Raw genomic sequence first — 19,792 nt, 5'->3', positions numbered from 1 at the left:
GACCACCCCTGCGCCTTGTGACCGGCCGCCCCCGGCTGCGGTACTCGTACAGCCCGCCGGGACCTCCGGGGGCGACGTCGAGAGCCGTTGTGGAGAGGAACCAGCCTCATGGCCGTACGAGGAAGTCACCGCCGCCCCGCATCGCCCAGCCGGGTCTCCCCGCTGTGCGCGGTCCTGACCGCGGGCAGCGTCGGCATCGTCCTGCCGTTCCTCAACACCGGGGCCGCCCAGGCGGCCCCGGTCGGCACCTGGGACAAGGTCGCCGCATGCGAGAGCGGCGGCAACTGGCGCATCAACACGGGCAACGGCTACTACGGCGGGCTGCAGTTCTCGCAGCACACCTGGGCCGCGTACGGCGGCACCCGGTACGCCCAGCGGGCCGACCTCGCCGCCAAGGGCCAGCAGATCGCCGTGGCCGAGGCGGTGCTCCGCGCCCAGGGCCCAGGCGCCTGGCCGGTCTGCTCGGTGCGTGGCCGGCTGTCCCGGTCCGGCCCGCCCGCCGCCGAGGCGGCGAACCGCGGCGCCGCGCGCAGCGCCAAGCCTCCCGCCAAGCACCACCCGAAGCGCACGGTCAAGCCATCCGGTAAACACAGCCCCCGGCGAGCGGCCGGGTCCGGGTCCGCGTCCGGGTCGTACACGGTGCGCAGCGGCGACACGTTGTCCCGCATCGCGACCCGCAGCTCCGTCAGCGGCGGCTGGAAGGCGCTGTACCACGCGAACCGCAGGACCATCGGCGCCAATCCGCACCTGATCCACCCGGGGCAGCGGCTCGCCCTGCCCTCGGGCAAGGCCCGCCCGGTCACGCGGCAGCCCCACCGGGCCGCTTCCCAGCGCGCGGCCGCCGCTTCCCGCCACACCGCCCGGCAGTCCGCCGCGCGGAAGTCCGCGGCCCATCGGCTCGCGGCCCCGGTCAGCGGCCCGATCACCGCGGCGTACGGGGTGCGCGGCCCGCGCTGGGCGAGCGGCCACCACACCGGCGTGGACTACGCGGTGCCCGTCGGGACCTCGGTGCACGCGGTCGCCCCGGGCACCGTGGTGGCCGCGGGCTGGGCCGGTGCCTTCGGCTACCAGGTGATCATCCGCCACGCCGAGGGGCTGTACACCCAGTACGCCCATCTGTCGGCGCTGACAGTACGCAGCGGGCAGACCGTCGACGCGGGCCGCCGGATCGCCCGGTCCGGCAACACCGGCAACACCACCGGTCCGCATCTGCACTTCGAGGTGCGCACCACCTCGCGCTACGCGTCGGACGTCGACCCGCTCGACCATCTGCGCCCGTACGGCATCGGCGCCTGAGGACCATTTCCGGGGGTGGGGGAAAGGGAGGCCGCCCGAGGCACGGCCCGGGCGGCCTCCCGCCGTCTCCCACCGCAGGGCGTGGTCAGTACCAGATGGCGATGGGGAGTCCCGTGTCGGACACCTCGGGCGGGGCGGGCAGGCTCACGGCCGTGCCGAGCGCGATCCGGTGTGCGCTCCAGGCGGCCGCCGCGGCGTCCAGGACGTCGTCGGACGGCACCCGCCCGGCCGGGCCGAGGTCGTCGGGCAGGACGATGCCCTGGCCTTCGAGCAGACGGCGGCGTACGGCCTGGCCGTTCCAGCCCTTCTTGCTCCAGGCGACCGGCACGTCGTCCCGCATGGCAGCGAAGGAGACCTCGGGATGGACCTCGTGGAGCCGGTGGTCGCCGCCGTCCCGGCAGGCGTTGGCCTCGCGCAGCTTCGCCGCCAGCCCCCACGACTGGCGGCTCAGCCCGGCGCCGGTCAGCCGGCGGCAGCAGGCGTTCGCCGCGTCGTAGTCGGGCTGCTCCCATACCTCCCGCGGCGGCACCGGGAAGACCCGCGAGCGGTGTGCCCCCAGCCGCTCGGCGGCCAGCTCCTCCGCACGGCGCCGCCGGGACTTCAGCATCCCCAGCGGCATGTCGACCGCGACCACGGCCACGTCCCCCACCCGGGCCAGCAGATCGCTCAGCCCGCCGGCCGTCTCGGCACCGGCGAACGCGCCACCGCGCAGGGTCACCGCGACCCAGCCGGAGCGGCAGGCGTCCACCCCGACGACGGCCGGTCCGGCGCCTCCGGCCGCGGGCGGAGTGGACACGGCGTCCCGACGGGAAACCATCAGCCCGTCACCGCCGCCCGGTAGGGGCGGAAGAGCGCGCGATGTCCCCGCCCGCCGCGCCGAACCGCTCGTAGCCGAGGACGCCCATCGGCTCGGCCCACAGTCCGGCGGCGGCGATGGAGCCGAGCGGCGGTCCGGTGGGGCGGTCGGAGTACCAGCAGCAGGGCGGCCGCGCGTGGCCGGTCTGCCGGCGGAACGGCTCGGGGCGGCGCGACGCGTCGGGCATGGGGCTCACCGTACACAGTCCCTGACGGTCGGTGGCCGGTGCGGCCGCCGCCGGTCAACCAGGCACGGCCGCCTAAAAATTCGGTGGCCGGACACCGCCCGCCCCGCCACGCTTACTGGCCATGGAACACCAGTCCCACCAGATCCGCGCACAGCACACCCCCACCACGGTCACCGTCTACCAGGCGTACGGCCCGCACATCGGCCTGCCCGCGGCCCGCGACGGCCGGTTCCCCGCCGCCTGGAAGCGGGACCGGATGACCTGGATCAAACCGTCGTTCCTGTGGATGATGTACCGCTGCGGCTGGGGTCTGAAGGAGGGCCAGGAAACGGTCCTGGCCGTCGAGATCACCCACGAGGGCTTCGCCTGGGCGCTGCGCAACGCCTGCCTCTCCCATTACGTACGCGGCCTCCACCCCGACCAGGCGGCCTGGAAGCGCCAACTGCACCGGTCCGCCACCCGGGTCCAGTGGGACCCGGAACGCGACCTCCACCTCCGGCCGCTGCCGTACCGCTCCCTCCAGCTCGGCCTGGCGGGCGAGGCGGCCCGCCGGTACGCGGACGAGTGGACGGTGTCCATCACCGATGTCACGCCGCTGGCCCGCGAGGTCCACGCCCTCGTGCGGGCGGGAAACCTCGACGCGGCGGCCGGGCGTCTGCCCGATGAACGCCCCTACCCGGCGGCCGATGATCTTCTCTCCCACCTTCGGGTCGCGTAGCGGACGCATCCGGCGGCCGGCGGGGTGTGAAACCCGTCGCGAATCGAGTCCGCCACCTGGTGGAAGGACGGCCCGGAGATCGACACCGGGGAGCTGCGCACCGAGGACATCGCCACCGAGGTGTTCTTCTTCCTCGCCGCCGCCCACACCGAGAAGGCGGGCTCCTTCACCAACACCAACCGGACGCTGCAGTGGCATTTCCCCGCCAAGGATCCGGACGGCGAGGCGCGCAGCGATCTGTGGTTCATGTACCACCTGGGCCGGCGGATCCGGGAGCGGCTGGCGGGGTCCACCGATCCCATGGACCGGGCCATCCTCGACCTGACCTGGGACTACCCCACCGAAGGGCCGCTGGCCGAAGCCGTCGCCGAGGCCGTGCTCGCCGAGATCAACGGCCGTGCCACGGACGGCACCCCGCTCAGCGCGTACACCCAGCTCAAGGACGACGGATCCACCTCCTGCGGCTGCTGGATCTACTGCGGTGTGTACGCGGACGGCGTCAACCAGGCCGCCCGCCGCAAGCCGCACACCGAACAGGACTGGATCGCCGCCGAATGGGCCTGGTCCTGGCCCGCCAACCGCCGCATCCCCTACAACCGCGCCTCGGCCGACCCCTCGGGCGCGCCATGGAGCGAACGCACGGCTCTGGTGTGGTGGGACGAGCGCCAGGGGCGCTGGACCGGCCATGACATCCCGGACTTCATCCCCGACCGGGCGCCGTCGTACCGGCCGCCGGAGGACGCGAAGGGCCCGGACGCGCTCAGCGGTGTGGACCCGTTCATCATGCAGGCCGACGGCAAGGGCTGGCTGTACGCGCCGGCCGGGCTGGTGGACGGGCCGCTGCCGGTGCACTACGAACCGCAGGATTCACCCGTCCGCAATCCGCTCCACCTCGAGCAGCAGCGCAGTCCCGTGCGGCAGGTGTTCTCCCGGGAGCACAACCGCACGGCCCTGCTGGCGGCCTCGACGTGCACGCGTTTCGGTGTGTTCCACGCCGGAATGCGGTCGGCCGAGGGCCCGAAGTACACCGTCGTTCCGCAGCGCGAGCGGGTGGCGGCACGGGAGTCGCCGGAGGCGCGGCAGAGCTGAGGGGCTTGTCCATGGCGTTGACGCGCCCCTCCCTCCCCCTTATCTTTCGTTCGAAGTTCTGAGCGACGTACGGGATTTCGAACGACACGATTCGGAACGGGAGACGCATGCCCCGCACACGCTGGAGACTCGGCCTCACCATCGGCGCCCTGCTCGCCGGTACCGTCACCGCCGTCCCCACAGCCGCCGCCGGCGCTCCCGCGCACCCGGCGGCGGACGCCACCGACTACACGCTCTCCGTCGACCCGGCCGCCAAGGGCCCGGCGATCGACGACTCGATGTACGGGGTGTTCTACGAGGACATCAACCGCGCGGCCGACGGCGGTCTGTACGCCGAGCTGGTCCAGAACCGGTCCTTCGAGTACGACCCCGCCGACCACGCCTCGTACCGGCCCATGACCGCGTGGACCGAGACCGCGACCGGTGGCGCGACCGGGAAGGCCGAGGTCGTGGACGACGACGGCCGGCTGAACGAGCGCAACCGGCGCTATCTGCGGCTGTCGCTCGACGGCGGCGGATCGACGGCCCGGTACGGGGTGACCAACTCCGGCTACACCACCGGGATGGCCATCAAGGCGGGCGAGGCCTACGACTTCTCGGTGTGGGCGCGTACCGACCAGGCATCCGGCACACCGCTGACCATCGGCCTCGGCGACGGCTCCGGCGGCGACACGCTCGCGCGTCCGCTGCGCGCCACCGTGCGCGGCGACCACTGGGCCAAGTACACCGGCACCCTCACCGCCACCACCTCCAGCACCACCGGGCGGCTCACGGTCGCCGCGGGCGGCGGCGGCACGCTCCGCCTCGACATGGTCTCGCTCTTCCCCCGCGACACCTACAAGCACCGCCCGAACGGCATGCGCAAGGACCTCGCGCAGAAGATCGCCGCGCTGAAGCCGGGCTTCCTGCGCTTCCCCGGCGGCTGCCTGGTGAACACCGGCAGCCACGAGGCGTACGAGGCGCCCAACTGGCCGCGCAAGCGGTCCTACCAGTGGAAGGACACCGTCGGCCCGGTCGAGCAGCGCGCCGTCAACGCCAACTTCTGGGGCTACAACCAGTCCTACGGCATCGGCTACTACGAGTACTTCCAGTTCGCCGAGGACATCGGCGCGATGGCGCTGCCGGTGGTGCCCGCGCTGGTCACCGGCTGCGGCCAGAACAAGGCCACCGACGACCCGGCGCTGCTGAAGCGCCACATCCAGGACACCCTGGACCTCATCGAGTTCGCCAACGGCCCGGTGACCTCGACCTGGGGCAAGCTGCGGGCGAAGATGGGCCACCCGAAGCCGTTCGGCCTGACCCATCTGGAGGTGGGGAACGAGGAGAACCTGCCGGACGAGTTCTTCGCGCGGTTCACCGAGTTCCGCAAGGCCATCGAGGCCAAGTACCCCGGCATCACGGTGATCAGCAACTCCGGCCCCGACGACAGCGGGCAGACCTTCGACCGCGCCTGGGCACTGAACCGGGCGGCGGGCGTCGACATGGTCGACGAGCACTACTACAACAGCCCGCAGTGGTTCCTGGAGAACAACCAGCGCTACGACACCTACGACCGCTCGGGCCCGAAGGTGTTCCTCGGCGAGTACGCCTCGCAGGACAACAAGTGGTACAACTCGCTCACCGAAGCGGCGTACATGACGGGCCTGGAGCGCAACGCCGACGTGGTCAAGCTGGCGTCGTACGCGCCGCTGCTGGCGAACGAGAACGCGGTGCAGTGGCGGCCCGACATGATCTGGTTCGACAACTCCTCCTCCTGGGGCTCGACCAGCTACGAGACGCAGAAGCTGTTCATGAACAACGTCGGGGACGAGGTGGTGCCGAGCAAGGCGTCCGCCACCCCCGCCCCGAGCGAGCCGATCAGCGGCGCGGTCGGCCTGTCGACCTGGGCCACGAGCGCGGCGTACGACGACGTCAAGGTGACCGCCGCGGACGGTTCGACGCTGCTCAGCGACGACTTCTCGGGCGATGACGGGCAGTGGACCAAGGCCACCGGCACCGGCTCGTGGACGGTCCGGGACGGTGCGTACGTCCAGTCCGACACCGCCGCCGAGAACCCGATGGTCACGGCGGGCGACAAGGCGTGGCGCGACTACGACCTGCGGGTGAAGGCGACGAAGCAGTCCGGCAAGGAGGGCTTCCTCATCGCGTTCGGGGTCAAGGACACCGGCAACTACTACTGGTGGAACCTCGGCGGCTGGGGCAACACCCGCTCGGCCGTGGAGAAGGCGGTCGGCGGCGCCAAGCAGGCGATGATCGAGGACGGCACGAAGATCGAGACGGGGCGCACCTACGATGCCCGCGTCGAGGTGCGCGGCCGTCAGGTGACGCTGTACCTGGACGGCAAGAAGTGGGGCGGCTTCACCGACGACAAGGTGGCCGAGCCCTTCCGCCAGGTGGTGACGCGGGACAAGGCCACCGGTGAGCTGATCGTCAAGGTCGTCAACGCGCAGAGCACGGCCGCCCGCACCCGTATCGACCTGGGCGGCGGCAAGGTGGCGCGGACGGCGCGGCTGACCACGCTCCAGGGCGCGCCGGACGCGGTCAACACCGCTTCCGAGCAGCCGGTCAAACCGGTCGGGTCGAAGCTGGACGGGGTGGCGAACACCTTCACGTACACCTTCCCGGCGGACTCGGTCACGTTCATGAGGATCAAGACCAAGCGCTGATACGGGCAGGTCACGGGGCGGGTCCACAACGGGTCCGCCCCGCTGTCATGTGCTCAGTCCTCGCGGGCGGCGGCGCGCCGGGCGCTGTCGCGGCGCGGTTTGAGCGGGGCGTCCTGGTCGCTGAACAGCTCCGGGTGCTTGGCGCGGATCTTCTCCACATCGCTGAAGACCAGCCGCAGATGCGAGCGCAGCGCCCCGTCGGCCCGCTCCAGATCGCCTTCCTCCAGGAGGTCGACCACCTCCCGGTGCTGGCCGATGAGCAGCGACATCTGCTGGGTCATGGGCAGCGAGAGGCGGCGGGCCCGGTCCAGCTGGGCCTTGGCCTGGCTGACCACGGGCCACGCCGAGCCGTGTCCGCTCACCGCCATCAGCCGCTGGTGGAACTGCTCGTCCAGCTGGAAGAAGCCCGCCATGTCGGACTGCGCGTCGGCTTCCTCCTGCGCGATGAGCAGCACGCGCAGCTCCGCCACGTCGCGCGCGGTGGCCCTGCCGACGGCGTCGCGCAGCGCCGCGCACTCCAGGGCCTCCCGGATGAACTGGGCGGAGGCCACATCGCGCTCGCGGATGCGCGAGATGAACGTCCCCATCTGCGGATAGATGTCGACCAGCCCCTCGTCGGCGAGGAGGATCAGGCTCTCGCGGACCGGGGTGCGGCTGACGCCCAGCTCGGCCGCCAGGTCGTTCTCCGATACGGCCGAGCCGGGGGCCAGCTCCAGGCCGACGATGCGCGCGCGCAGCACCTCGTGGACGAGCTGCCGGGTGTTGCGCCCCCGGGAGCGTGCCGCGTGCAGTCCCTCCGCCGATCCCATCCGACCCCTTCCGAACCCTTGACCGAACTCGCTGACGTACTTGTATGGTAGCCGACCAGCAGCCCGGGCTCCACCCCGGAGCCGGCGCAGTGAGGAGCAGATGCATGGCCACGATCACGGAGGCGACGGTCATCGTCACCTCTCCCGGTCGCAACTTCGTGACCCTGAAGGTGACCACGTCGGACGGTGTGACCGGTCTCGGTGACGCGACGCTGAACGGGCGCGAGCTGGCGGTCGCCTCCTATCTGGAGGACCATCTCGTACCGCTGCTGATCGGCCGCGACCCCGCCCGCATCGAGGACATGTGGCAGTACCTCTACAAGGGGGCGTACTGGCGCCGCGGGCCGGTGACCATGACCGCGATCTCGGCGGTCGACACCGCGCTGTGGGACATCAAGGGCAAGGTCGCCGGGATGCCGGTGTACGACCTGCTGGGCGGCAAGGCCCGCGACGGGGCCATGGTCTACGGCCACGCCAGCGGCGGCGACATCCCCGAGCTGCTGGACGACGTCGCCCAGTTCCAGGAGATGGGCTACCGCGCGATCCGCGCCCAGGCGGCCGTCCCCGGTTCGCCCGGGACCTACGGCATCCGCCACGGCACGGTCGCCACGGTCTACGAGCCCGCCACCGGCGCCCTCCCCGAGGAGCAGCCGTGGTCGACCGAGGCGTATCTGGACTTCGCGCCGCGCTATCTGGAGGCGGTCCGAGAGCGGTTCGGCTTCGGCTTCCACCTGCTGCACGATGTGCACCACCGGCTCAGCCCCACCGAGGCGGGGCGGCTCGGCCGCAGCGTGGAGGATCTGCGGCTGTTCTGGATGGAGGACCCCACCCCCGCCGAACTCCAGGACTCCTTCCGCCAGATCCGCCAGTCGACCACCACCCCGATCGCGGTCGGCGAGGTGTTCAACTCCATCTGGGACTGCCAGCAGCTCATCACCGAACGGCTCATCGACTACATCCGCGCCTCGGTCGTGCACGCCGGCGGCATCACCCATCTGCGGCGGATCTTCAACCTCGCCGAGCTGTACCAGGTGCGCACCGGTTCGCACGGCGCCACCGATCTGTCGCCGGTGAGCATGGCCGCCGCCGTCCATCTGGACGTCACCGTGCCCAACTTCGGCATCCAGGAGTACATGGCGCACGACCCGCTCACCCATGAGGTGTTCCGGCCGACGTACGAGCTGCGCGACGGCGCGCTGCACCCCTCCGAGGCGCCCGGCCTCGGCATCGAGCTGGACGAGGAGGCCGCCGCCCGCTTCCCGTACGACCCGAAGTACCTGCCGGTCAGCCGCCGTACCGACGGGTCGGTGCACGACTGGTGAGCGCGACACAGCGGCTGTCCCTGGCCACCCTGCCCGCCGTACCGGCGGCGTCGCGCCCGCCGGTCGATCCGCGCGCGCTGCGCCCGCGGATCGTGCACCTGGGCATCGGCGCCTTCCACCGCGCCCACCAGGCGCTCGCCACACAGACCGCCGAGGCGGCGCACGGCGGCGGATGGGGCATCGCCGGGGTCACCCAGCGCAGCCGTGCGGTGGTGGACGCGCTGCGCCCGCAGGACGGTCTGTACTCGTTCACCGAGCGGCGGCCCGAGGGCCCGGCCACCCGGGTGGTCGGCGCGGTGACCGAGGTGCTGCACGCCGCCGACGACAGCGCCCGGCTGATCGGGCTCCTGGCCTCGGCGGACGTCACCGTGGTGACGCTCACCGTCACCGAGAAGGGCTACCGGCGCGACCCGGCCGGCGGCGGTCTGGCGCTGGAGGACCCGCTCGTACGGGCCGACCTCGAAGGCGCCGCCCCCGCGACCGTCGTCGGGCAGCTCGCCGCGGGGCTGCGCGCCCGGCTGCGGGCGAGCGGTGCGCCGCTGTCGGTGGTGTCCTGCGACAACATGGCGGGCAACGGCGCGGTCCTGCGACGGCTGGTACGGGACTTCGTGGCGGCGAGCGCGTGGGACGAGCGCGATCGCCTCCTGGACTGGATGACCGGCTCGGTGGCCTTCCCCGCCACCGTCGTCGACCGCATCGTGCCCGCCACCACCGACGCCGACCGCGAGACCGCGGCCCGTGCGCTCGGCGTGGCGGACGAGGGCGCGGTGACCGGCGAACCGTTCACCCAGTGGGTGCTCCAGGACATCTTCGCCACCGACCGCCCGCGCTGGGAGGAGGCGGGCGCCCGGTTCGTCGCCGATGTGGCCCCGTACCAGTCCGCCAAGCTCCGGCTGCTCAACGGCGCGCACTCGCTCATCGCCTACCGGGGCCTCGCCGAGGGCCGCGAGACCGTGGCCGACGTCCTCGCCACGCCCTGGGGCGAGGCGGCCGTGCGCGCCTACTGCGCGGAGGCGGCGCAGAGCCTGCCGCCGGCCGAGGGCCTGGACCTGGCCGGGTACATCGACAGCCTCGTCGTCCGCTTCGCCAACCCCGCCATGCACCACCGGATCCGGCAGATCGCCATGGACGGATCCCTGAAGATCCCCGAACGGTGGCTGGCCCCGCTGCGCGAGCTGCGCGCCGCCGGACGGGACACCCCGGAACTGGTCTCGGCCCTCGCCGCCTGGGCCCTCGTCACCCGCGACCACCCCCTGGACGACCCCGAGGCCGAAGCGCTGCGCCGGGCCTGGGACGCCCGGCCCCCGCGCGACGCCCTGCGCCGTCTGCTGAGCCTGCTGGGCGCCGAGGACCTGGCGGACGACACCTCCCTGATCGCCTCCGTGACGGCGGAGCTGCCCTCCGGCGCCCGGACGCGCTGACCTCACGCACCACCCCTTCGAAGGACCTTCAAAGGAGAGCCGCCTTGAAGACCCCCAGAGTCGCCACCACCCCCACCGGCCCGCCGGCCCAGGACGAGTCCGCCACCGCGCCACCGCGCCCGCGCGGCCTGCGGCACAACACCCGCTGGCTGATGGTCTTCCTCTGCTTCCTCGGCATGACCGTCAACTACGTCGACCGCGCCACCATCTCCCTCTCCCTGCCCTACATGACCGATGACCTGCACATCGGTCCCGAGTGGCAGGGCGTCATCCTCAGCATGTTCTTCGTGACCTACGCGCTGGGCCAGCTGCCCGCCGGGGCGCTGATCGACCGGTACGGCGAGAAGAAGATGTTCGCGATCGGCGGGCTGATCTGGTCGGTGGTCACCATCGCCACCGGATTCGTCCGCGGCATCGGCAGCCTGCTGTTCGCGCGGCTGGCCCTCGGCGCGGGCGAGGCACCGGCGTACCCCTCGTGCGCCAAGTCCGTCTCCCGCTGGTTCCCGGTCCGCGAACGGGCGCTGGCCAACAGCGTCTGGGACAACGGAGCCCGGGCCGGTACCGCGGTCGCCGCCCCGGTGGTGACCGCGCTGATCGCCTGGCAGGGCTGGCGGATGGCGTTCTGGGTCACCGGCGCGGTCGCCCTGCTGTGGGTCGCGCTGTGGCTGAAGGCGTACCGGGAGCCCTCGGCGGCCGGCGGTATCAGCGCCGAGGAGCGCGCCTACGTCGCGGCGGGCGGCGCCCGGCTGGAGGAGGCCTCCGCCGAGGACACGGCCGGCAGGCCCGAGGATGCGGCGCCGGAAGAGCCCGCGGTGCGCTGGCGCGACCTGTTCCGGTACCGCACGGTCTGGGGCATGATGATCGGCTTCTTCTGCCTCAACTACGTGATCTACTTCTTCATCACCTGGTTCCCCAGCTACCTCGTCGACGCCCGCGGCTTCGACCTGCTGAAGCTCGGCTTCTACGGCGCCCTGCCCGGCGTCGTCGCCATCGGCGGCAGTCTGCTCGGCGGCTGGACCAGCGACACCCTGCTGCGCCGCGGCTGGTCGGTCACCCGGGCCCGTAAGACCTGCCTGGTGTGCGGAATGCTCTTCTCCTCGGTCATCGCCTTCGCCGTGCTCGTCCCGAGCGCCATGTGGGCCCTGGCGCTGCTGTCCGTCAGCTACGCCAGCCTGGCCTTCTCCGCCGCCTCGGTGGCCAGCCTGCCCGCCGACGTCGCGCCCACCCCGCGCCATGTGGCCTCGCTCGGCGGCATCCAGAACTTCGCGTCCAACCTGGCCGGTGTGCTCGGCTCGACCACCACCGGACTGCTGCTGGGCTTCTTCAACCACTCGTTCGTCGCCCCGCTGATGCTGTCCGGCGCGCTGTGCGTGGTCGGCGCCCTCACCTACGGCCTGGTCATCAAGCGCGTCGAACCCCTGCGGATGTCCGCCGCCTGAGCCCGGGCCGTCACCGGGGGCGTCACCGAGGACGTCACAATGGGTCCATGTCCCGACGCACGCGCCGTACCGCCCCCGTGACCTGCCCCTGCGGACTGCCCGCGCCGTACGCCGACTGCTGCGGCCGCCTCCACCGGGGGGAGGCCCGGGCGGCCACGGCCGAGCAGCTGATGCGGTCCCGGTACAGCGCCTTCGCGGTACGGGACGAGGCGTACCTGCTCCGCAGCTGGCACTCGACGACCCGGCCGCCCCGGCTCGAACTCGACCCGGGGCCGCGGTGGGTGCGGCTGGAGATCCTCGGTACGACGGACGGCAGCGCGTTCCATTCGACGGGCACGGTGGAGTTCCGCGCGCACTACGTGGACGGTGGGCGCACAGGCGAGCAGCACGAGAACAGCCGCTTCACCCGGGAAGGGGGCGCGTGGGTGTACGTGGACGGGGTGTCCCTGCCCTGACGCGCCCCCATCGGCGGCAGCCGAACGGCGTTTGTTCTCCATGATGTCGCCCACGCCTTCTGGCGCGCCGTCACCTCCATGGCGATGCTGGGGCGCTGTGCGTGGAAACCACGCGCGTCCCATGGCCCCATGGAGTTGCCATGTCCCCTGTCGCGTTCACCAGACCCGTGGCGGCGCTGGCCGCCGCCTGTGCCCTCGTGCTGGGTGCCGTAGACCAGGCCGCCGCCGACAGCACCCCGGTCCCGGCGCCCGAACCCCTCCCCCGCTCCTCGTCGGAGATGCTGCGGCCGGTCGCCCCACCGGCCGCCGTCAATCCCGCTCCCGGCGCGCGGTCGATCGCCGACGGCGACGGCATCCGGACCGCCCGCTCGTCGCGGCCGGTGGCCCCGGGGGTGCGGCTGACCTCGTACGACCGGCTGGAGTCGGACAAGTGGCTGCGCGCCGACGCCCTGTCGGTGGACCTCACCGGCGCCACGAAGGTCGACTATCTGCACCCGGACAAGGTCGCCCTGCGCAAGCCCGTCTCCCAACTGGCCCAGGAGCATGACGCCGGGCCGGGACGCCGCACGGTCGCCGCGATCAACGGCGACTTCTTCGACATCAACCAGACCGGCGCCCCCGAGGGCACGGGCATCGGCGACGGGCGGATCGTCAACTCCGCCGCCTCCGGCTCCGGCAACGCGGTCGGCATCGGTCCGGCCGCCGCGGGACGCATCCTCCAGCTGTACTTCGACGGCACGCTGACCCTCCCGGACGGTCAGCGTCCGCTCGCTGCGATCAACGCCGCGAACGTCCCGGCGGGCGGCATCGGCGCGTACAACGCCCAGTGGGGCGAGGCGGACCGGGCGCAGACCGTGGACGGGGCGCGGCGCACCGCCGAGGTCACGGTCGCGGACGGCAAGGTCACCGCGGCGGCCGGAGCTCCCGGCAAGGGGGCGATCCCGGAGGGCGCCACGGTGCTGGTGGGGCGTGACGCGGGGGCGGACGCCCTCGGCAGGCTGGCGGTCGGGGACGCGGTGTCGTGGGAGTACCGGCCCCGTACCGACAGCGGCGACACCCCGCGCACGGCGGTCGGCGGCCGTGAACTTCTCGTCGTGGACGGCGCACCGGTCGGCCACGAGGGCGAGGGCAACAACACCGCGGCGCCGCGCACCGCCGTCGGCTTCTCCCGGGACGGGCGGACGATGCAGGTCCTCACCGTGGACGGGCGGCAGGCGGACAGCGGCGGGGTCACCCTCACCGAGCTGGGCCGGATGATGAAGGACGCGGGCTCCTACAGCGCGCTCAACCTCGACGGCGGCGGCTCCTCCACGCTTCTCGCGCGCGAACCCGGCAGCGACACGGGCCGGGTGGAGAACAGCCCGTCCGACGGCAGCGAGCGGCCCGTGCCCAACGGGCTCGCCTTCACCGCCCCCGACGGCAGCGGCCGGCTCCGGGGCTTCTGGGTGGAGACGGCGACCGGCGCGGCCGACGCGCCCACCGTCGATCCGGTCCGGGGCGGCCACCCGGAGCGGGTGTTCCCGGGGCTGACCCGCCGTCTCACCGCCGCGGGCTACGACGAGACGTACGGCCCGGCCGAGGGCGCGCCGCACTGGCAGACGGCCGACCCCCGGGTCGGACGGGTCGCCGCCGACGGTACGTTCACCGCGCGCCACGGCGGCGACACGGCGGTCGTCGCACGGCGCGGGGCCGCCCGCGGCTCCCTCGAGCTGAGCGTGCTGGACGAACTGGACCGGATCCGGCCCACCACCCGGCTGATCGGGCTCGCCGACGCCGGGGCCACCGGCCGCTTCGGGATCGTCGGCCTGGACGCGCACGGCACCAGCGCACCCATCGAGCCGTCCGACGTCCGGCTGAGTTACGACCACGCGCTGTTCGACATCGCCCCGGACCCGGCGACCGGGAACTTCACCGTCAAGGCCCGCGGCGACCGGGCCGCGGGCCAGGTCGAGGTCGCGGTCGGCGGCGCCGTCACCGTGCTCGCCGTCACCGTGGGCCTCACCGACCAGCCGGAGGCGTCCTTCGACGACGCCGGGCGCTGGACGTTCAGCCAGGCCCGCGCCTCCGGTTCGGCGAAGGCCACGCCCGACGGCCACAGCGGCACCGGGCTGGAGCTGACCTACGACTTCGGCCAGTCCACCGCCACCCGCGCCGCCTATGTCACCCCGCCGGAGCCGATCGCGGTGGACGGTCAGCCGCAGTCGTTCGGCCTGTGGATCAAGGGCGACGGCAAGGGGGCGTGGCCGACCCTCCACCTGAAGGACGCGGCGGGCTCGGACCAGTTGCTGCGCGGCCCGTACATCACCTGGACCGGCTGGCGACATGTCGACTTCGCGGTTCCGGCCGGGATCGCGTATCCGCTGAAGGTGAGCCGCTTCTACCTCGCGGAGACGGCCGCCGGCCGTCAGTACACGGGCGGTGTCACCCTCGACGACCTCACCGCCCGGGTGCCGCCCGCCGTCGGCCTGCCGAAGGAGGACGTCCGCCCCGATCCGCTCATCACCACGGCCGCGCGCACCGAGGGCCGGGACTGGCGGTTCGCGGTGATGTCGGACGCCCAGTTCGTGGCCCGCGCCCCGGACAGCCCGATCGTGGCCCAGGCCCGCCGCACCCTGCGGGAGATCAAGGCGGCGAAGCCCGACTTCCTCGTCGTCAACGGCGACTTGGTCGACGAGGGGTCCCCCGCCGATCTCGCCTTCGCCCACCGGGTGCTCACCGAGGAGCTGGGCGATGACCTGCCCTGGACTTACGTGCCGGGCAACCACGAGGTGATGGGCGGCTCGATCGGTGACTTCATGGCCGAATTCGGTCCCGCGCACCGCACGTTCGACCATCGGGGCACCCGGTTCATCACGCTCGACACATCGAGCCTGCGGCTCCGGGGCGGCGGCTTCGACCAGGTCAAGGAGTTGCGGGAGCGGCTGGACGCGGCCGCCGCCGATCCCGCCATCGGTTCGGTGATGGTGATCGAGCACGTCCCGCCGCGTGATCCCACCCCGCAGCAGGGCAGCCAGCTGAGTGACCGCAAGGAGGCCGCGCTGCTGGAGAACTGGCTGGCCGACTTCCGCCGCACGACGGGCAAGGGCGCGGCGTTCATCGGCAGCCACGTGGGCACCTTCCACGCCTCGCGGGTGGACGGCGTCCCGTATCTGATCAACGGCAACGCGGGCAAGAACCCGGCCACCCCGGCCGCGCAGGGCGGCTTCACCGGCTGGTCGATGGTGGGCGTCGACCCCGTCTCGCCCCGGCAGCGGGCGGCGGCGCGCCATGCCCCGTGGAGAGGCGGGCCCGACTGGGTGTCGGTGCAGACCCGGGCCCATGTGGACGGGCTCACCGTCACCGCCCCGGCCGAGTTGCGCACCGGGCAGGACGCCAACGTCACGGCGGCGGTGATCCAGGGCGAGGGGGCCGGTGCCCGCACGGTGCCGGTCGGCTGGCCGCTCAGCGCGGACTGGACCGGCTCGCGACACGTCTACGTCGGCGACGTGACCCACGCCCGGCACCCGGCCCGCTATGTCGCCGCGTTCGACCCGGCGACCGGGAAGCTCACCGCGCTGCGCCCGGGTACGGCGACCCTCACGGTGACCGTGAACGGCGCGACGGCGCAGGCGCGCTTCTCGGTCACGGCGGCGGCCCGGGGCGAGGCTCCCGCGGCGTGAACGGGCCGGTGCAGGCGGGGGCTACGGCGGCCCCCGCCCCACCGGCATCAGGCGTCCCAGACCCGGCGGACCTGTTCGAAGCGGGTCGGCAGCGGCGGACGGCGCGCGGCGTACCGGGCGTTCGTACGGTGGACGAAGCGGCGCCACGAGAGCACCAGTCCCTGCCGGGTGATGGGCAGCCCGGCGGCGACGGTCACCCCGTTGTCATGGGTGTGGTGCACCGTGAGCAGCAGCGCGTCCGGGATGGATCCCTCCAGTTCGGTGCACAGCTCCTTGCGCACCAGCAGCCAGCGGCGCAGGACCAGGATCGTTCCCGCGTCCAGACCGTGCCGCCGGGGGATCCGGTGCTTGCCGTGTTCGATGGTCACCCATCCCGCGTCCAGGTCGAGCGAGGACATGGTGCAGCGCAGCAGACCGCCGTAGCGGGCGCCGCTGGCCCGGGCCAGGCCCACGATCACCGCGAGCCGCACCGTCTCCGGCTTCGCGCCGCTCTCCAGGGCCTGCACCGACAGCAGCCGCCAGATCCACTCGGCCTCCGCGGCAGACACCACCGGACGCGGATACCGGTCCTTCGCCGTCTCAGCCGTCTCGCCCGCTTCCGCCGTCACACCGTCACCTTCTTCTGATAGTCCGCTTGGCACATTATTTATGTCATCGGGCGGGTCACAACCCCAGATCGCTGAGACCCGGGTGGTCGTCCGGTCGGCGCCCGAGCGGCCAGTGGAACTTGCGGTCCGCCTCCGTGATGGCCAGATCGTTGATGGACGCGTGGCGCTGCGTCATCAGCCCGTCGGCGCCGAACTGCCAGTTCTCGTTACCGAAGGAGCGGAACCAGTTTCCGGACGCGTCATGACATTCGTAGGCGAAACGCACCGCGATGCGATTGCCCTCGTGGATCCACAGCTCCTTGATGAGCCGGTATTCCAGCTCTTTCGCCCACTTTCGGGTCAGAAAGTCGACGATTTCCGGACGGCCGTGCGGGAATTCCGTACGGTTGCGCCAGCGGGAGTCGACGGAGTAGGCCAGGGCCACCCTTTCGGGGTCGCGGGAATTCCAGGCGTCCTCCGCCTGACGGACCTTCTGGATCGCGGTTTCCCGGGTGAACGGCGGAAGCGGCGGGCGCTCGGTCACATTCTCTCCCTGTGCGATGGTCAATGGATGCCGATCCACACGGTACGGTCGACGCGTGCGTCTCCTGCTGATGTCGGACACCCATCTCCCGCGCCGGGCCAAGGAACTGCCGGGGGAACTGCTGGACCATGTGGCCCGCGCCGATGTGGTCATCCACGCGGGCGACTGGGTCGACACCGCCACCCTCGATCTGCTGGAGGCGCGCTCGCACCGGCTGATCGGCGTGTACGGCAACAACGACGGGCCCGAACTGCGGTCGCGGCTGCCGGAGGTGGCGTACGCGGAGCTGGGCGGGCTGCGCTTCGGGGTGGTGCACGAGACGGGCGCGGCGCAAGGGCGTGAGCGGCGCTGCGCGGAGCGGTTCCCGGAGCTGGACGTGCTGGTGTTCGGCCACAGCCACATTCCGTGGGACTCCACATCGGCCGACGGACGGCTCCGGCTGCTCAACCCCGGCTCCCCCACCGACCGGCGACGGCAGCCGTACTGTACGTTCATGACGGCCGCGATCGAGGCCGGGCGGCTCACCGCCGTGGAGCTGCACCGGCTGCCGCCCCGCCGCTGAAGCCGCCGTTCCCCCGGGCGTGACCCTTCCGCCCGTTCCTCTCATTTCTCGTCGAGCCCTCTCGTCGAGCCCTCTCGTCGCATGCTCACTTCTCTCATCAGCCCCTGTCCTGTCCCCCTCCGTGGTGCTGAAGAGGAGTGACCGATGACGGTACGGAGTGCTGCTTCCGTACGGCGCCCGGCGCTGGCCGCCGTGTCGCTGGCCATGTTCTGCGTCCAGCTGGACGCCTTCGCGCTGAATCCGGCGCTGCCCCGGATCGGCCGGGATCTGGGGACCGGCGGCGGGCTGTCGTGGGTGGTCGGCGGCTACCTGCTGGCGGCGGCCTCGCTGATGCTGGGTGCCGGGCGGCTGGGCGATGTGCTGGGGCGGCGCGTGCTGCTGACGGCGGGCCTCGCGGTGTTCGGGGGCGCCTCGCTGGTGTGCGCGCTCAGCCCCTCGCTGCCGGTGCTGGTGGGCGCCCGGGCCGTCCAGGGAGCGGGCGGCGCGCTGGCCATGCCGGTGGGGCTGGCCCTGCTGACGCACACCTATCCGCCCGCGCTGCGCGGACGGGCCCTGGGGTGGGCGATGGGCGTCGGGGGTGTCGCGACGGCGTGCGGCCCGTTCGTGGGCGGGGTGCTGACCGAGGCCGTGTCGTGGCGTGCGGTGTTCTGGCTCAATGTGCCGGTCGCCGCGCTCGCGGCGGGCTGCGCGGTGCGGGCGGCGGAGCCCCGGGACGGCAGCGCGCCACGCCCGGTGGACGGGAAGGGCCTGGTCGCGGCGACCGCGGCGGTGGGGGCACTCGCGGTGGGCATCGACCGCGGGCCGGTGTGGGGCTGGGCGTCGGGGCGCACGGTCGCCGCCCTGACCCTGACCGTCGCCCTGTTCATGGTCTTTCTGCGGTGCGAACGGGCAGCGCCGAGCCCCCTGGTGAGCCCGGCCCTTCTGCGCAACCGGCCCTTCGTGGCGCTCACGGCGGCGGGGGCGGTGGCCAATGCCGCGACCGTGGTGTTCCTCTTCGTGGTGCCGATATCGCTGCAGGGGCCGTGGCGGCTGTCGGCGGCGGCCGCCGGGGCGGCCTTCCTCGCCCCCGCCGCGGCCATGTCCGTGGCCGGTCCGCTGGCCGGGCGGATCGGTCCGGCGAGGGCGGTCGGGACGATGGCGGGGTGTCTGGGCCTGGGCGGGGCGGGGCTGTGCGCGGCGCCGACGGCGACCTCGCTGGCGGGCTACGTGCTGGTGGCCACGGGCTGCGGGGCGGCCCTCGGGGTGGCGGGTGCCCTGACGCTCATCGCCACCCAGGCGGCCGCGGGCCCGGAGCTGGCGGGCGAGGCGTCCGGCGTGACCAAGACGGCCATCACGACCGCGGCCGGTCTCGGTGTGGCCCTGTGCGCCCCCGCCCCCGGGACGTCCCTGACCCTGGCCGGTGTGAGCTGTCTGGCCGCCGCCCTGCCGCTCGCCGCCGGGGCGCGCCGCGGCCTGACGCGCCTCCGGTGAGGGTACGGATTGAAGCCGCGGCTTGATTGCGACAAAGTGAACATAAGGCTCATATCCCTTATCCGGCTCGGTGGCCGCGCACCGAACCCCGACCCGACGAGGGCGCCATGTCGTACTACGGCGACGAGAACACTCCCCCGATGGGTACGCCCGTCCACGCCTCCCCCAGGAGCGCGCCGGGCGTACTGCGCGCCCATGACGCCGGCCTGCTGGTGGTGCGGCTCGGGGTCGGGCTGATCGTCGCCGCGCGAGGGGCGCAGCATCTGTTCGGCTGGTGGGGCGGGCTCGGGATCTCCCGGACCGCCGTGGAATTCGCCCACCTCGGCTACCCGGCGCCCCGGGCGATGGCCGTCTGCGCGGGGCTCACCGAAACCCTGGGCGGACTGGGGCTCGCCGTGGGGCTGCTCACGCCGCTGGCCGGAGCCGCCGTGGCGGGCACGATGGCCAACGCGGTCGCCGCCACCTGGAAACTCGGACTCTTCGGCGGTTTTGAGTTTCCGCTGCTCATCGGCGTCTGTGCGGCCGGGCTCGCGCTCACAGGGTCGGGCCGGATCGCCATCGACGCGCTCATTCCGGGCCTGCGGTCGCAGCGGATCGGCTACGGTGTGGCGGCGCTCGTCCTCGCGGCGATCCTGGCGACGGTCACGATCCTGCTGCGCACCTGACGCGGCGCCCCGATCCGTCCGGCTTCCGGTGAACGGGGCGCGGCGGT

The 19,792-nt window shown here is 72.9% G+C and carries 16 protein-coding genes and 1 pseudogene; 12 read left to right on the top strand and 5 right to left on the bottom strand.

The window, feature by feature from the left end; translation table 11 throughout:
• Positions 1–108 precede the first annotated feature (108 nt).
• Entirely contained in the window at positions 109–1,296 is a 1,188-nt protein-coding gene (locus ACFZCY_RS40825; protein ID WP_391185618.1) for a transglycosylase family protein, read from the top strand.
• Positions 1,297–1,381: 85 nt separating this feature from the next.
• Here the strand turns inward: ACFZCY_RS40825 and ACFZCY_RS40820 are convergent, their stop codons facing one another.
• Positions 1,382–2,113 carry a DUF429 domain-containing protein gene (locus tag ACFZCY_RS40820; protein ID WP_391185615.1) on the bottom strand — a complete coding sequence of 244 codons (732 nt, stop codon included), beginning with the start codon at positions 2,111–2,113 and terminating at the stop codon, positions 1,382–1,384.
• Between the two features lie 7 nt (positions 2,114–2,120).
• Entirely contained in the window at positions 2,121–2,339 is a 219-nt protein-coding gene (locus ACFZCY_RS40815; RefSeq protein ID WP_391185613.1) for a hypothetical protein, read from the bottom strand.
• Between the two features lie 121 nt (positions 2,340–2,460).
• On the opposite strand from ACFZCY_RS40815, the gene ACFZCY_RS40810 reads away from it, so the two are divergent.
• The 3 genes and pseudogenes from ACFZCY_RS40810 to ACFZCY_RS40800 all read left to right on the top strand — a co-directional run bounded on the left by ACFZCY_RS40810 (position 2,461) and on the right by ACFZCY_RS40800 (position 6,812).
• Positions 2,461–3,057, top strand: a complete 597-nt coding sequence (locus ACFZCY_RS40810; RefSeq protein ID WP_391185610.1) for a DUF4291 family protein — start codon at positions 2,461–2,463, stop codon at positions 3,055–3,057.
• A gap of 36 nt (positions 3,058–3,093) precedes the next feature.
• A pseudogene (locus tag ACFZCY_RS40805) lies at positions 3,094–4,002 on the top strand (formate dehydrogenase); the annotation flags it as partial.
• 251 nt (positions 4,003–4,253) lie between these two features.
• Positions 4,254–6,812 (top strand): alpha-L-arabinofuranosidase C-terminal domain-containing protein, encoded by a 2,559-nt coding sequence (locus ACFZCY_RS40800; RefSeq protein ID WP_391185607.1) that lies wholly within the window; start codon positions 4,254–4,256, stop codon positions 6,810–6,812.
• Positions 6,813–6,865: 53 nt separating this feature from the next.
• Here ACFZCY_RS40800 and ACFZCY_RS40795 read toward each other — a convergent pair whose 3' ends face one another.
• On the bottom strand, positions 6,866–7,621 hold the full coding sequence (locus tag ACFZCY_RS40795; RefSeq protein ID WP_391185604.1) for an FCD domain-containing protein: 756 nt from the start codon (positions 7,619–7,621) through the stop codon (positions 6,866–6,868).
• Between the two features lie 104 nt (positions 7,622–7,725).
• Here ACFZCY_RS40795 and manD point away from each other — a divergent pair, with 104 nt between their 5' ends.
• From manD to ACFZCY_RS40770, 5 genes are all read left to right on the top strand, one after another.
• Positions 7,726–8,943 carry a D-mannonate dehydratase ManD gene (gene manD, locus ACFZCY_RS40790; protein ID WP_391185601.1) on the top strand — a complete coding sequence of 406 codons (1,218 nt, stop codon included), beginning with the start codon at positions 7,726–7,728 and terminating at the stop codon, positions 8,941–8,943.
• Positions 8,940–10,364, top strand: a complete 1,425-nt coding sequence (locus ACFZCY_RS40785) for a mannitol dehydrogenase family protein (protein WP_391185598.1) — start codon at positions 8,940–8,942, stop codon at positions 10,362–10,364. The genes manD and ACFZCY_RS40785 overlap by 4 nt, the downstream gene beginning before the upstream one ends.
• A gap of 44 nt (positions 10,365–10,408) precedes the next feature.
• Positions 10,409–11,803 (top strand): MFS transporter, encoded by a 1,395-nt coding sequence (locus tag ACFZCY_RS40780; protein WP_391185595.1) that lies wholly within the window; start codon positions 10,409–10,411, stop codon positions 11,801–11,803.
• 47 nt (positions 11,804–11,850) lie between these two features.
• A complete protein-coding gene (locus ACFZCY_RS40775) occupies positions 11,851–12,258 on the top strand; it encodes a YchJ family metal-binding protein (protein WP_391185591.1) in 408 nt (135 codons plus the stop codon).
• A gap of 140 nt (positions 12,259–12,398) precedes the next feature.
• Positions 12,399–15,917: a phosphodiester glycosidase family protein gene (locus tag ACFZCY_RS40770; RefSeq protein ID WP_391185588.1), complete on the top strand. Its 3,519-nt coding sequence runs from the start codon at positions 12,399–12,401 to the stop codon at positions 15,915–15,917.
• Positions 15,918–15,964: 47 nt separating this feature from the next.
• On the opposite strand, the gene ACFZCY_RS40765 is transcribed toward ACFZCY_RS40770, so the two are convergent.
• Positions 15,965–16,525, bottom strand: coding sequence for a tyrosine-type recombinase/integrase (locus tag ACFZCY_RS40765; RefSeq protein WP_391185585.1), 561 nt, complete (start codon positions 16,523–16,525; stop codon positions 15,965–15,967).
• A gap of 55 nt (positions 16,526–16,580) precedes the next feature.
• Positions 16,581–17,048, bottom strand: a complete 468-nt coding sequence (locus ACFZCY_RS40760; protein WP_391185582.1) for a DUF1348 family protein — start codon at positions 17,046–17,048, stop codon at positions 16,581–16,583.
• Positions 17,049–17,103: 55 nt separating this feature from the next.
• On the opposite strand from ACFZCY_RS40760, the gene ACFZCY_RS40755 reads away from it, so the two are divergent.
• From ACFZCY_RS40755 to ACFZCY_RS40745, 3 genes are all read left to right on the top strand, one after another.
• A complete protein-coding gene (locus ACFZCY_RS40755) occupies positions 17,104–17,610 on the top strand; it encodes a YfcE family phosphodiesterase (RefSeq protein ID WP_391185579.1) in 507 nt (168 codons plus the stop codon).
• 144 nt (positions 17,611–17,754) lie between these two features.
• Positions 17,755–19,080 carry an MFS transporter gene (locus tag ACFZCY_RS40750; protein ID WP_391185576.1) on the top strand — a complete coding sequence of 442 codons (1,326 nt, stop codon included), beginning with the start codon at positions 17,755–17,757 and terminating at the stop codon, positions 19,078–19,080.
• A 107-nt stretch (positions 19,081–19,187) separates the two neighbouring features.
• Positions 19,188–19,745 carry a DoxX family membrane protein gene (locus tag ACFZCY_RS40745; RefSeq protein ID WP_391185573.1) on the top strand — a complete coding sequence of 186 codons (558 nt, stop codon included), beginning with the start codon at positions 19,188–19,190 and terminating at the stop codon, positions 19,743–19,745.
• The last annotated feature ends 47 nt before the right edge of the window (positions 19,746–19,792 follow it).

The sequence above is a fragment of the Streptomyces sp. NPDC007983 genome, from assembly GCF_042958345.1.
GTDB lineage: Bacteria > Actinomycetota > Actinomycetes > Streptomycetales > Streptomycetaceae > Streptomyces.
The sequence above is the reverse complement of the archived record's forward strand: the minus strand, read 5'-3'. Positions and strand labels throughout refer to the sequence as shown.